Raw genomic sequence first — 13,181 nt, 5'->3', positions numbered from 1 at the left:
AGGGCTGCAGCGCTTTCCAGTCAAGCGCTGGCAGCTCTTTTTTTATGAGCGTGCTGGCCGTGGTGGCAGAATGCGCGCCAGGAGTCTTTACCCATGAGCATCAAGAGCGACAAATGGATCCGCCGCATGGCCGAGCAGCACGCCATGATCGAGCCCTTCGAACCCGGCCAGGTTCGTGAGGCCGACGGCCGCAAGATCATCAGCTACGGCACCAGCAGCTACGGCTACGACATCCGCTGCGCGCGCGAATTCAAGGTCTTCACCAACATCCACAGCACCGTGGTGGACCCGAAGAACTTCGACGAGAAGAGTTTCGTCGACTTCGAGGGCGATTACTGCATCATCCCGCCCAACAGCTTCGCGCTGGCGCGCACCATGGAGTATTTCCGCATCCCGCGCGACGTGCTCACCGTGTGCCTGGGCAAGAGCACCTACGCGCGCTGCGGCATCATCGTCAACGTCACGCCCTTCGAGCCCGAGTGGGAGGGGTACGTGACGCTGGAGTTTTCCAACACCACGCCGCTGCCGGCCAAGATCTACGCCGGCGAGGGCTGCGCCCAGGTGCTGTTCTTTCAGGGCGACGAGCAATGCGCCGTCAGCTACAAGGATCGCAACGGCAAGTACCAGGGCCAGCATGGCGTGACCTTGCCCAAGGCCTGATTCGTGCACCGCGGCCCCGCACCGTAACGTAAATGTGAAACTTGTCGAAGCTTGCATCCAAAGGTTCCAGCCGTGCGCGCGCACGCCTCATGCACGCCGAAGGCGGGCGTAACATGCGTCGCTGGCGCGTGGCGCGCACTGGAGGAATAGGCCATGAGGTGGGAAGGCAACCGCGAGTCGGACAATGTGGAAGACCGCCGTGACGGTGGTGGCCGGGGCGGCTTCGTCGGCGGGCGCTCCATCGGCATCGGCACCGTGGTGCTGGCGCTGATCGGCTGGGGCGTGTTCGGCATCAACCCGCTCACCACCATAGGCCTGCTGTCGGGGGGCGGCGCGCCCCAGGTGCAGCAGGCGCCGGGGCAGCGGCCACCGGGCAGCGACCGCCAGGCCGTCTTCGTCTCCACCGTGCTGGCCTCGACCGAGGATGTCTGGGCGCAGATCTTCCGCCAGGGCGGGGCGCAGTACCGCGACCCGAAGCTGGTGCTCTACCGCGGCGCCACGCCCACGGCCTGCGGCACGGGGCAAAGCGCCATGGGGCCGTTCTACTGCCCGGGCGACCAGAAGGTGTACCTGGACATGGACTTCTTCGACACCATGAGCCATCAGCTCGGTGCGCCCGGCGAATTCGCACGCGCCTACGTCATCGCCCATGAGGTGGGCCACCATGTGCAGACCCTGCTGGGCGCCACGGCCAAGGTTGATGGCATGCGCGGGCGCGTCAGCCAGCGCGAGCAGAATGCCCTGTCGGTGCGGCTGGAGCTGCAGGCTGACTGTTATGCCGGCGTCTGGACCCACCACTCGCAGCAGGCCAAGAACTGGCTGGACCAGGGCGACATCGAGTCGGCGGTGAATGCCGCCGAGCAGATCGGCGACGACACGCTGCAGCGCCGGCAGACCGGCAGCGTGCGGCCCGATGCCTTCACCCATGGCTCCAGCGCGCAGCGCATACGCTGGTTCACCCAAGGCATGAAGAGCGGCAGCGTGCAGGCCTGCGACACCTTCAGGGCCCAGGCGTTGTAGTTTTTTTGCGGCGTACCCCATGCATGCCGGCAGGGCCTGCCTTGGCCCTGTGTCTGCTGCAGTGCGACAATAGCGGCTTGATGACACAACCCTACTCCACTCTTGCGCTTGCCGAACCGCTCAAGCGCGCCGTAGCCGACATGGGCTACGAGAACATGACGCCGATCCAGGCGCAGGCGATCCCTGTGGTGCTGACTGGCAAGGACGTGATGGGCGCGGCGCAGACCGGCACCGGAAAGACGGCGGCGTTTTCGCTGCCGCTGCTTGAGCGCCTGCTCAAGCATGAGAACAGCTCGGCTTCGCCCGCGCGCCACCCGGTGCGCGCCCTGGTGCTGCTGCCCACGCGCGAACTCGCCGACCAGGTGGCGCAGCAGATCGCCCTGTACGCCAAGTACACCAAGCTGCGCAGCACGGTGGTCTTCGGCGGCATGGACATGAAGCCGCAGACGCTGGAACTGAAAAAGGGCGTCGAGGTGCTGGTGGCCACGCCGGGGCGCCTGCTGGACCATATCGAGGCCAAGAACGCGGTGCTGAACCAGGTCGAGTACGTGGTGCTCGACGAGGCCGACCGCATGCTGGATATCGGCTTCCTGCCGGACCTGCAGCGCATCCTGAGTTACCTGCCGAAACAGCGCACCACGCTGCTGTTCTCCGCCACCTTCTCGCCCGAGATCAAGCGCCTGGCCGGCAGCTACCTGCAGGATCCCGTCACCATCGAGGTGGCTCGGCCCAACGAGACCGCCTCCACGGTGGAGCAGCACTTCTACGGCGCCAACGACGACGGCAAGCGCCACGCCATCCACCAGGTGCTCAAGTCCCGGGGCATCAAGCAGGCCTTCATCTTCGTCAACAGCAAGCTTGGCTGCGCGCGCCTGGCCCGCAGCCTGGAGCGCGACGGCCTGAAGACCACTGCGCTGCACGGCGACAAGAGCCAGGACGAGCGCCTGAAGGCCCTTGACGCCTTCAAACAGGGGGCCGTGGATCTGCTGGTGTGCACCGACGTGGCCGCACGTGGCCTGGACATCAAGGATGTGCCGGCGGTGTTCAACTACGACGTGCCTTTCAATGCCGAAGACTATGTGCACCGCATCGGCCGCACCGGCCGTGCGGGTGCCTCGGGCCTGGCGGTCACGCTGGTGTCCAGCAGTGATGCGCGCCTGGTGGCCGATATCGAGAAGCTGCTGAAGAAGAAGATCGAGATCGAGGCGCTCGAATACGACGAAGACCGTCCGCGCGGGCGCATCAACGACGGCCGCCGCGCCTGGCGCGAACCGGCCGAGGATGCCCCGGCACCGCGCGCCGGCCGCGAGCGCAGCGCCTATCGTCCGGTGTCGGCCGTGGCGCGAGACCCGTTCTTCGACAAGCCCTACGAGGCCAGTGCCTCCGACAGCGTTGCCCCCAGTTGGGAGGTGGCGCCCAAGGCCACACCGGTGCGCGGCAGTATTTCGGCCAACATCAAGCCCAAGCGCAAGCTGGCGGCGCTGTTCAAGGCGCCTGCGCCCACTGCGGAGCCGGCTACCCAGTAAGCCCGCACGGGTGCAGTAGTTATCGCAAAAATAGCTGTTAAAGCTTGGCTGGCAAGCGTTAACAGCTATTGTTTTTAGTGGTGGCTGTGTCCGCCTTGGCCCGCCAGCTGCGCGATCAGATCCGCATCGACAGCGCCAAAGGCCAGCACCGTGCCACCGCGCTGTGCGGCGAAGGCCTGGGCGGCTTCGCGCGTGGCAAAGGCCGGTAGGTTGCCTGCGCGCATCGGCCCCTTGGCCGAGGAGCCGTGCACATAGTAGGCGGACAGGGCGTCGATCCACTGCGCGCCCGTGTCCGCCTTGGGCGCCGTGGCGTCGGTCACGTAATGGGCCGCGATCTGCCCGGCGCTGCGCCCGGGACTGTAGCGGGCCACGTCCTGCAGGTACATGAACAGCGACAGCGGCGAGTCGAAGAACTGTGCGTCGCCATTGGTGAAGATGATCTGCGCCGCCCATTGCGGCGAGCGCGTGGGGAACATGCCGCAGACGGGGCAGCGCGCATCGGCGGGTATGGCGCGCGCCGCCGTCGGCGCCAGGCCTGTGGCCGGGTCATAGGGGGTGGGCGGGGCGACGATGCACACGTCGGATTCCGGCGCCGGTGCCGTCTGCGACGACAGCGCCGCGCGCAGGGCCGGGATGCTCCATGGGCTGCTGGCGGCCAGTGCCCCCAGCCCCGCCAGCATGCCCAGGGCCAGCATGCGCCTGCGGCGCTGCCGCGGCGGCGAGGCAAGAGGAGTGGTTGTGGGCAAGTACATGGCGCGAGGGCGGTGGCTACATGCGCGTGTCGTGCAGCGCGCCGCCGCTCAGGTCCACCATGTCCAGCTTGATGTCACCAAAGCGCAGCACCTTGCCGCCGTATTCGGCGGCGAACTTGGTGGCGTCCGCCTCCTGGGCAAAGCTGGCAATCGTCGGGCCCATGGAGCCGTGGCGCTTGCTGCCGAGCACATAGACGGCCGTCTTGGCGTCTATCCAGTGGCCCTTGGGCTCGTCCCAACTGGTCTGGCCCATGTCCTGCACGTACACGGCGCGCAGGGGCCGCACCTGTTCTGCGGCCAACAGGGTGTTGAACAGTTCCACCGTGTCGCAGAAGAAGGAGGGTTTGTCCTGGCCCGCATAGTGGATCTGCGCCTTGGGGCCGGGGTAGTCGGCGAGCAGCATGCCGTCGAGTTCGCAGGAGGTGCTGCGGTCGATTTCCACAGGGGCGAGCGAGGCTTGCTCGGCCGCCTTGTCGCCGCAGCCGGCCAGCAGGCCGGCGGTGGACAGTGCGGCGAGCGTGGCGAGCCCCAGGGCGCGGCGGCGGGTGATGCAGGAGCAGGTCATGGCTTGAATCTCCAGTTGGCTAGGGCGAGTGGTACCACGATCCAGATGGCCATGACGCCGCCCATGGTGAGGGGATTGCCCAGCGACTGTGGCACGACGCTGGCCAGGCCGTAGAGGGTGCGCACGTCTTCGAGCGAGAACACATTGAGGATGCGGAATACATCCGCGGGGTTGGCCAGCAGCAGCCAGGCGAAGCTGTCGCCCGCAAACTGCCCGCCGGTGGTCACCAAGAGGCCCAGCAGCAGCAGGTCAAACACCAGCACGAAGAAGAACCAGGTGGCAATGGCCAGGCCCGAGGCGCGCGTGCGCTCGCGCGCCAGCACCGAGATCAGCACCGCCAGGCTCAAAAAGGCCAGGCCCAGCAGCACCGAGCTGAACATGAAGCCGCCGTAGTGGAACAGCGCGTTGGCGTTCATGTGCTTGTAGAGCAGCACCGCCACCAGGCCAAAGCCGGCCACGGTGGACAGCGTAAGCGCCAGCGCCAGACCCAGGTACTTGCCCAGCAGCAGTTCCAGGCGTGTGATCGGCAAGGCCAGCAGCAGGTCGAGCGAGCCGCGCTCGCGCTCGCCGACGATGGCGTCAAAGCCCAGCAGCAGGGCAATCAGCGGGATCAGGTAGATCACCAGGCTCACCAGGCTGGCGATGGTGAATTCGATGGAGCGAAAGCCCACCTGGCCTTGCTGGGCGCCGCCGAAGTAGGCGATGACGAGCGAGAAGATGGTGAAGACCAGCGCCACGGCCAGCACCCAGCGGTTGCGCATGCGGTCGCGGAATTCCTTGGCCGCGACGGTGAAGATGGGGGTCAGTTCCATGGATAGCAGTGCCCGAGAGCGGGCTTTAAGCGGAAATGCCGAAGAACATGTCTTCGAGCGAGGGCTCGTGCAGGCGCAGGTCTTGCACGCGCGTGCCCAGGGGGGCGAGGGCTGCGAATACGGCCATCTTGCGCTCGCGCGGGCATTGCAGCTGCAGTCCGCTCGCGGTTTGCGAGGGCTTCACCCCCGTGGCCACATGCAGCGCATGCAGCGCCTCGTGGCAGTCCTCGGGGGCCAGGTCGATCTCCACCACCAGGGGCAGGCCGGTGTGCTCGCGCAGCTCATGCACGCTGCCCAGGGCCTCGACCTTGCCGGACACGAGTATCGCCAGGCGATCGACCCGTTCCTGCAGCTCGGCCAGGATATGCGAGGTGATGATGATCGTCACGCCTTGCTGTTGCAGGTCGCGCAGCGTGGTGTAGAAGTCGCGAATCGCCTGGGGGTCCAGGCCGTTGGTCGGCTCGTCCAGGAACAGCACGCGCGGCCTGCCCAGCAGCGCCTGCGCAAAACCCAGGCGCTGGCGCATCCCTTTGGAGTACTCGCGCACCGGGCGCTTGCCGGCATGTGCCAGGCCCACCTTGTCCAGCATGGCGGAGCATTCGGCCAGCGGGGAGCCCTTCAGGCGCGCAAAAAAGTGCAGCGTCTCCAGGCCGTCCAGGTTGTCGTAGAGCACCACGTTTTCGGGCAGGTAGCCGAGCTGGCGGCGCGCGGCGCGAAAGTTGCGCCCGCCCACGGGGGTGCCAGCCACCAGGATGCTGCCGCTGGTAGGGGTCAGCAGGCCCAGCATCATCTTGAAGAGCGTGCTCTTGCCCGCGCCGTTGTGGCCGATCAGGCCAAAAATCTCGCCCTGGGGGATGTCCAGATCCACGCCATCGACGGCATGCAGGGCACCGAAGTGCTTGCGCACACCGCGCAGGGAAATCGCCGTGCCCGGCTTACTGGCCGGGGAAATGCTTGCCACGCCACTGACTCCAATCTTGATGATGAGGGCGCATGCGCGGGTGGGGATCGACCACCGAGGGCACACGCAAAACGGGAAACTGCTGGCCCACCAGGCGCAGTGCCTGCACGGCGGGGCTGGCCAGCAGCAGTTTGATGCTCGGGTGGCGCCAGGTCAGGCGGTCCACCATGTCGTTGGCCTCGTACTGCACGTCGCCCTTGCCGTCATTGTCGCGGTCCCAGCCCAGGTAGTTGCTCCAGTAGTTGCCACGCTTCTGGCCCCAGCGCTCGTCGCGTGCACCCACGTAGCGCACCTGCTCGCGGTTGGCGATGATGTCGTTGCCCTCGACCTCGTTGTTCTTCGAGCCCGCCGACAGGTGTACGCCCACGGTGTTGTCCACGATCAGGTTGTCGTTGAGCTGGATGTACTCCACGTCGTAGATGAAGAAGCCCCGGTTGTTGCCGGCGACGACGTTGCCCGAGATGACCGAGTCCTGCAGGGTGCGCAGCATGATGCCGTGATCGGAATTGCCCCAGGCGCGGTTGTTGCGCACCTCCTGGTGGCGCACTTCCATCAGTGCCAGGCCACCACGGTTGTAGAACGTATCGTTGTCCTCCCACAGGTTGTGGTAGGAGTTCATGTAGTGCGTGCCATAGCGGCTGTGGTGCAACTGATTGCCCTTGAACAGCGCGTTGTGCGAGACGTCCACGTACAGCGCATCGCGCACGAAGCTGATGTTGTTGTTCAGGATCTTCGCGCCCTTGGTGTTGTACAGCTGCACGCCGTTGCCACGCTGGGGCGAGGCGTACTCGCGCTTGCCGGTGATGGTGTTGTGCTCTATGAGCACGTCGTTGGCCTTTTCTATCCACAGGCCGAACAGGTTATAGGTCAGGTCGCAGCGGCGCACGATGGCGCGGTGCGCGCCGGGATAGAGGTAGATGCCGGCGTTCTGGTCTTTCAGGCTGTCGCCCGAGTCGCGCACGATCAGGCCTTCGATGACGACGTTGGGCGCTGTGACGCGGATCGTGTCGCCCTGGTTGCCGCCCGAGAGGGTGGGGCGATCCAGCCCACGCAGCGTGAGTGGCTTGTCGATCAGGAGGTTGGCGCGGTACTGGCCGCGCGCCACCTCGATCACGTCGCCTGGCTGGGCTTTGCCGACGGCGGCCGCCAGATCGTCACCGGGGCGCACCGTGATGGTGGCCGCCTGGCAGGCCCCGGCGATGACCAGCGCCAGGGCCGCACTTAAGTGGGGCAGGGACGTCATGCGATGAGCCAGCCCATGGTCTTGAGCACCAGGAACAGCGCAGCGCCAATCATCAGGTTTTTGAATCCTACGTAACTCATCATGTCCATCACACCAGCAACGCGGTACTGGTCACGCCACCACGGGCCATCCTTCACATAACGGCGACCGGACAGGCGGATCAACACCTCGTACACGCTCCAGCCGAACCACCAGCCGATGATAGCGCCCGAGGACAGGTGTCCAAGGGCCGCCTGCACCCAGGCGATGGTGGCCGCCACGGCCAACGCCAGGCCGGCGATCTGCAGCGTCCTCTGGCTGCGCCAGCCCTCGCGGCTCCAGGGCCACAGGTGGTCGCGCAGTTCCAGCCACAGCCATTCGATCAGGCCCACATCCTCCTTGTGCGCGGGCAGGGTGCGGTCGGTGGGCATGCGCGGATCGACGCCATTCTTGGCCTTGAGCGCAATCTGGTCTTCCACCTTGGCCGGGTGGATGGGGATGAAGTAGCCGTTCTTGCCGATGGGCGTGATCTCCAGGCCGTCCTTCTCGCGGCGCTTGCGCTCCATGGCCAGGGGCGGGCAGCCCTTGGTGTCGGTGTACAGGATCATGCAATCGAGGCAGTGCAGGCACTCGCGGTGGTCGATGCGGCCATTGACATCGATGGCCTGGGCGCCACAGCCCACGGCGCAGGCCTTGCAGCTGTTGCAGTCCTGCTTGCGTTTGAGGCCAAACCAACGGAAGGTGCTGGGCATGGCCAGCGACGCCCCCAGCGGGCAGATGTACTTGCAGTACGGCCGCTCGATGAAGATGGACACGCCCAGGATGGCGGCCACGAACAGGCCGTAGGGCCAGGCACGGTTCATCACGCCGACCAGGAAGGTGGTCTTGAAGGGCTCGACCTCGGCCAGCTTTTCGGCCAGGCCCATGGAGAACATGGACACGGCGAGCAGGAAGAAGAAGACCGCGTACTTGAGCCACTTCAGGCGGTCGTGCCATTTCTGTGGCAATGCCGTTTGAAAGCGCTTGAGGCCTATGGCCCTGGCGATCTTGTAGATGCCTTCCTGCAGCGAGCCGAACGGGCACATCCAGCCGCAGAACAGGCCGCGGCCAAACAGGAACACCGTGACGATGATGAAGATCCAGAACAGGAAGATGAACGGATCGGACAGGAACAGCGACCAGGTCCACTGGAACAGCAGCGAATGGAACCAGGTCAGCACCTGGGTGATCGAGGGCTGGGCCATGTAGCCAAAGCCGATCCAGAAGATGCTGATGGCCCAGAAGCTGTACTTGAAGGCGTTGACCGGCCACTTGTTCTTGTGCGTGGACAGGCGCGTGAGCTTTTCACGGAAGGCGTAGACCACGGTCACGGCCACCAGCAGCAGGGCGAACAGGCTGATGGGCAGGGCCTGGGATTTCCAGATGCGCACCCAGGGAGCTGCGGGCTCCTCGACCTTGGGGCGGCCGCCTTCGAGCAGCGCGGCGGGCAGCCAGTACTTGGACTCGAACACGGCAAAGCTGCGCTGGCCCGTGGCGCGATCGACGCGGTTGCCCAGGAAGGCGAACTTCCAGGGGTAGGCGGCCGAGAAGGAATGCGAGCGGATGATGAAGATCGCCGATTCGGTGTAGCGCGGTGCGCCCGCTGCCTCCAGGCCGTAGAGGTTCATCGAATCAAGGTCGCGGAAGGTGAAGGAATCCGCGCCCTGCTTGACCTGCACGCGGTCAAAAATGCCGCCGCGCACGAAGCCCGATCCCTTGAAGGATTCCTGGCCGGCGGAGCGGATCACGAAGAGCGCGCTCTCGCCTTCCTTCAGGCTGGAGTGCAGGCGCTCGTAGTTGTATTTGCCCAGCAGGCTGGTGCCCACGTCGGGGTGGTTCAGGTCGCCGTACCACAGCTCGATGAATGGCTCGGGGCCGCGCGGCAGGCCTACCTGTTCGGGCTTGACGAGCAATGGCTGCACCACGCCCATTTTCACGAGCTGCGCCCAGTCATAGGTTTGGCCGCTGGCGGCAAAGCGCGCTGGCTCGCGCACCGTGGGGGCGATGATGCCGGTCTGGCGTGCCACGGCCGCACCCGAGGCCATGACAACCTGGTTTTGCGCGACGACGGTGACGGTGGCGCCCGAGATGGCATCCACGCCGATGACGTTCTCATCGGGCCGCGATGGGCCGACCTCGATGATGTCGGTGACCGACTTGCCCAGGTATTGGTTGTTGAAATTGACGAGAGCGGACTCGGGAATGCCCAGCAGCAGGATGGGCTCGGAATGCTTGAGAACCTTGATGCCAACGAAGTGGCCGTTCTTGTCCATGCCGATCAGCGTCACCACGGGCTTGCCTGAGTAGGCCGGCGTGTCCGTGATGTCGGTGGACAGCATCACATAGCCCAGCAGCTTCTTGTTGGCGCCGTCGCCGTCGTAGGCCTCGGCGTAGGGGGGCTGGCCCTTGCGTTCGGAAAAATGCTTGGCGCCGGGAAACACCTCGCCGCAGGGCAGCAGCGAGCACATGTCGGGCGTGGTGGCCAGGTTGGCCGGCAATTCCGCCTCATAGGCACCTGCGTGGGCGCGCTGGGCCGCCAGGGAAACAACGAGAAGCAGGACGGCCCAGAAAAACGAAAAACGCTGGCCAAAAGCAAACATCACACTATCCTGAAAAAAAGTGGGCGCTGCGCCACCAGCGCAGCGCCCACTGTTGGCAAGGGGCCTTAGGCCTCGACGATCATGCGCGTGCGCATCTCCAGGTGCAGCGCATGGCAGAAGTGCGTGCAATAGCACCAGAACACGCCGGGTTGATCGGCGATGAAGGTCACCGACTTGGTCTCCAGCGGGTTGACGATGAAGTTGACGTTGTAGTTCGGGATGGCAAAACCGTGCGTCAGGTCTTCGATCTTGTCCAGGTTGGTCAGGATCAGCGTGACCTCGTCACCCTTCTTCACCTTGAACTCGCGCAGGCTGAATGCGGGTGCCTGCGAGGTGATCTTCACCGTGACCTTCTTGCCATTGCGTGTGACGCCGGACTCCTTGGGATCCTTGATGGCCAGTGGCGACTCGTCCAGGTCATAGACTTGCTTGGGCTTGAGCAGGTCACGCTTGAAGATGATGAAGTCATGCGGCTCGCCGCGCACCGGGTGGTCGGCCAGCAGCACCATCTTCTCGCCCGAGATGTCGATCAACTGCTCGTTCTCGGGGTGCAGCGGGCCCACGGGCAGGAAGCGGTCCTTGGAGAACTTGCAGCCCACGGCCAGGTACTTGCCGTCGGCGGCAATGGTCTCGGACTGCGAGGCGTTGATGTGGCCGGGCTGGTAGTGCACGTCGATGCGATCGACCACGTATTTGGCGTTTTTGTCGCCCTTGTGGAAGGCAATGGCCTTCTCGATGTTCCACTTGACGATCTGGCTGTCCAGGAACAGCGTGGTGTAGGCATTGCCGCGGCCGTCAAAGGCAGTGTGCAAGGGGCCCAGGCCCACTTCGACTTCTGCCACGATGGCGTCGTCGAGTTTTTCCATCTTGCCGTCGAACCAGTCCAGCACCTTGGCCAGTTCAATGGTGGTGGTGGTGGGCGAGAGCTTGCCGGCACAGATGAAGTACTTCTGGTCCGGGCTGGCATTCACGCCGTGCGGGTTCTTGGGCACGCTCACATAGGCCGTCAGCGCGGTCTTGGCGTCCTTGTTGGCTTCGCGCGTGCCGTCCACCACGGGCACCTTGGACGTGCCAATGGTCTTGAACTTGCCGGCCTTGACGGCTTCCTCGATGCGGGCCACGTTGAAAAACAGGCAGGCATCGCGCTCGGCGGACATCATGTCCTCGTAGTGCGCGCCCATCTCGATGTTGTATTGGTTGGTTGCGGCGAGCTTGCCGTCGAACGAAGTGGCCACCAGGTCGCAGTTGCCATCGATCAGCACCTGCCAGCGCACTTCCATGGTCTCGGCGTCCACGCACGAGAACAGCGAACGGTACTTGGTGTGGTCTTCGATGCCGGTGTTGTTGGGCAGGGGAATGGCGAATTCGCCGCCGCAGAACACACGCGTGGTGTAGTTGATCGCCGGATCGACCGGGTCACGCTTGTCCGGGAAGATGCCGTGAAAGCCCTGCACGTTGGGCAACTGGGTGATCTTGTCGCAGACGAAGTAATCGAGACGGATACGGGCGATACGGCTGTTGATCTTGTCGTTGATCCAGGCGTAGCGGCCGTCGTAGTTGCCGTCCTTGTACGAGGCGTGCGTGTGGTGGGTATCGGCCACTGTGTAGCGCAGGCTGCCGTCGGCCTTGGTGCCCATGACCTTCTTGGATTCGTTGGTGACACCCCAGCCGACCAGCGCATCCGGCGTGAAGCAGGGGATACGGTGGATTTCACGGCCAGAGGGCAGCCCCAGAACGCGCATGTCGCCGGTATGGCCACCGCTCCACAGGCCGTAGTAGGTGTCGAGTTCGCCGGGCTTGAGGTGCACGCTGGCGCCGGCGTGGGCGTCGGCCTTCGGTGCGGGAGCCGGGGTGCCCGATGCGGCTGGGGCGGCTGCCGGCTTGTCGTTGCATGCGGCAACGCCCACGGTCAGGCCGGCCAGGGCGGCGGTATTGATGAAACGGCGACGGCCCATGCCGGCGGTTTCGGTGCTCAGGGCTTCTCTCTTGTTGCTCATGATGTCCTCTTTCAGGTGTGGAAAACGAAAAACACAGGGGGAGCACGCGCCGGCGGCGGTGCTGCCATGGGCGGCAGGGTAGGCACGTCGGGCGGCGGCGGCGGGGTGAAATCGGTGACCGCCAGGGGCGGCAGGATGCGGGCGGCGGGCGGCGGCGGCGCGGCGCCCAGCAGGCACAAAACGCAGTCCCGGTCCAGCGTGTCGAGAACGGCATTGCCGCCGCCGGCGTGCACCATCAGGGTCATGCTGCTGCCACTGGAGCAGATCAGCTCCATGGTGCGGGGTTGCACCAGCGGCGAGGCCAGCGTGGCTCCCATGCTGAAGACCAGCCACGCCACTACCCACCAGCGCAGGCGGTTCAGTGATCGAAGGGTGTCCATGTTAGAGGCAAGGGTTTTGGGGGGCTACAAAATGCGCACTGCCCTGATGGTAGCAATGGCGGGCAAATAGTCACTCCAAATGTTTCTTTTGATATTGATTTACATCAACTGGGCGATTCTGGAAACTACCAAACTGGCGCCCGTGCCGGAAGGCAGGCTCGTCGCATGGGGCGCAGGCTGCAATACCCTCTGGGCTTAGACGTTTAGACGCAAGAAAGGCTTTTAATGAATAAGACATCTCTCACGATGGCGCTGGCCGCCGTAACCCTGGTGCTGGCCGCCTGTGGCAAGAGCGAGGCACCCGCATCCGCGCCGGCACCGGCACCGGCACCGGCCGCAGAGGCTCCCGCTCCTGCTCCCGCCGCTCCGGCTGCGGAAAACACCGCCGGCAAGAGCGTGTACGGCAAGACCTGCGCCATGTGCCACGCCGCCGGCGTGGCTGGTGCTCCCAAGCCTGGCGACAAGGCCGACTGGGGCCCGCGCATCGCCCAGGGCAAGGACACGCTGTACAAGCACGCCATCGAGGGCTTCACCGGCTCCAAGGGCATGATGCCCGCGCGCGGTGGTGCCTCCTCGCTCAGCGATGACGAGGTCAAGGCGGCCGTGGACTTCATGGCCGACCAGTCGATGTAATGCAAGGAGGGCGT

Annotated in this window: 12 protein-coding genes; 4 read left to right on the top strand and 8 right to left on the bottom strand. The window is 65.0% G+C overall.

Annotated elements, in window-relative coordinates:
* Nucleotides 1–93 precede the first annotated feature (93 nt).
* The 3 genes from dcd (at nucleotide 94) to P7644_RS14835 (ending at nucleotide 3,206) form a co-directional block, all read left to right on the top strand.
* Nucleotides 94–660, top strand: coding sequence for a dCTP deaminase (gene dcd, locus P7644_RS14845; RefSeq protein ID WP_404300018.1), 567 nt, complete (start codon nucleotides 94–96; stop codon nucleotides 658–660).
* A gap of 153 nt (nucleotides 661–813) precedes the next feature.
* On the top strand, nucleotides 814–1,680 hold the full coding sequence (locus tag P7644_RS14840; protein WP_404300017.1) for a neutral zinc metallopeptidase: 867 nt from the start codon (nucleotides 814–816) through the stop codon (nucleotides 1,678–1,680).
* 80 nt (nucleotides 1,681–1,760) lie between these two features.
* Entirely contained in the window at nucleotides 1,761–3,206 is a 1,446-nt protein-coding gene (locus P7644_RS14835; protein ID WP_404300016.1) for a DEAD/DEAH box helicase, read from the top strand.
* Nucleotides 3,207–3,280: 74 nt separating this feature from the next.
* Here P7644_RS14835 and P7644_RS14830 read toward each other — a convergent pair whose 3' ends face one another.
* The 8 genes from P7644_RS14830 to P7644_RS14795 all read right to left on the bottom strand — a co-directional run bounded on the left by P7644_RS14830 (nucleotide 3,281) and on the right by P7644_RS14795 (nucleotide 12,534).
* A complete protein-coding gene (locus P7644_RS14830; protein WP_404303221.1) occupies nucleotides 3,281–3,901 on the bottom strand; it encodes a nitrous oxide reductase accessory protein NosL in 621 nt (206 codons plus the stop codon).
* 73 nt (nucleotides 3,902–3,974) lie between these two features.
* Nucleotides 3,975–4,523 carry a nitrous oxide reductase accessory protein NosL gene (locus P7644_RS14825; RefSeq protein ID WP_404300014.1) on the bottom strand — a complete coding sequence of 183 codons (549 nt, stop codon included), beginning with the start codon at nucleotides 4,521–4,523 and terminating at the stop codon, nucleotides 3,975–3,977.
* Complete coding sequence (locus P7644_RS14820; RefSeq protein ID WP_404300012.1) at nucleotides 4,520–5,335, bottom strand: ABC transporter permease; 816 nt, start codon at nucleotides 5,333–5,335, stop codon at nucleotides 4,520–4,522. The genes P7644_RS14825 and P7644_RS14820 overlap by 4 nt, the downstream gene beginning before the upstream one ends.
* 25 nt (nucleotides 5,336–5,360) lie before the next feature.
* Complete coding sequence (locus P7644_RS14815) at nucleotides 5,361–6,296, bottom strand: ABC transporter ATP-binding protein (RefSeq protein ID WP_404300011.1); 936 nt, start codon at nucleotides 6,294–6,296, stop codon at nucleotides 5,361–5,363.
* Nucleotides 6,271–7,539 carry a nitrous oxide reductase family maturation protein NosD gene (locus P7644_RS14810; protein ID WP_404300010.1) on the bottom strand — a complete coding sequence of 423 codons (1,269 nt, stop codon included), beginning with the start codon at nucleotides 7,537–7,539 and terminating at the stop codon, nucleotides 6,271–6,273. Before P7644_RS14810 ends, P7644_RS14815 begins: the two co-directional genes overlap by 26 nt.
* Entirely contained in the window at nucleotides 7,536–10,157 is a 2,622-nt protein-coding gene (locus tag P7644_RS14805) for a 4Fe-4S binding protein (protein WP_404300009.1), read from the bottom strand. The genes P7644_RS14810 and P7644_RS14805 overlap by 4 nt, the downstream gene beginning before the upstream one ends.
* 65 nt (nucleotides 10,158–10,222) lie before the next feature.
* The gene (gene nosZ / locus P7644_RS14800; protein ID WP_404300008.1) at nucleotides 10,223–12,154 is read right to left on the bottom strand and encodes a TAT-dependent nitrous-oxide reductase; all 1,932 of its coding nucleotides are present in this window, start codon (nucleotides 12,152–12,154) and stop codon (nucleotides 10,223–10,225) included.
* 11 nt (nucleotides 12,155–12,165) lie between these two features.
* Nucleotides 12,166–12,534 (bottom strand): DUF2946 family protein, encoded by a 369-nt coding sequence (locus P7644_RS14795; protein ID WP_404300007.1) that lies wholly within the window; start codon nucleotides 12,532–12,534, stop codon nucleotides 12,166–12,168.
* Nucleotides 12,535–12,759: 225 nt separating this feature from the next.
* On the opposite strand from P7644_RS14795, the gene P7644_RS14790 reads away from it, so the two are divergent.
* Nucleotides 12,760–13,167: a c-type cytochrome gene (locus tag P7644_RS14790; protein ID WP_404300006.1), complete on the top strand. Its 408-nt coding sequence runs from the start codon at nucleotides 12,760–12,762 to the stop codon at nucleotides 13,165–13,167.
* Nucleotides 13,168–13,181: the final 14 nt, after the last annotated feature.

Origin of the sequence: Alicycliphilus denitrificans (assembly GCF_044792555.1) — a bacterium.
GTDB lineage: Bacteria > Pseudomonadota > Gammaproteobacteria > Burkholderiales > Burkholderiaceae_C > Alicycliphilus > Alicycliphilus denitrificans_A.
This window is presented reverse-complemented; position numbering and strand designations above follow the sequence as displayed.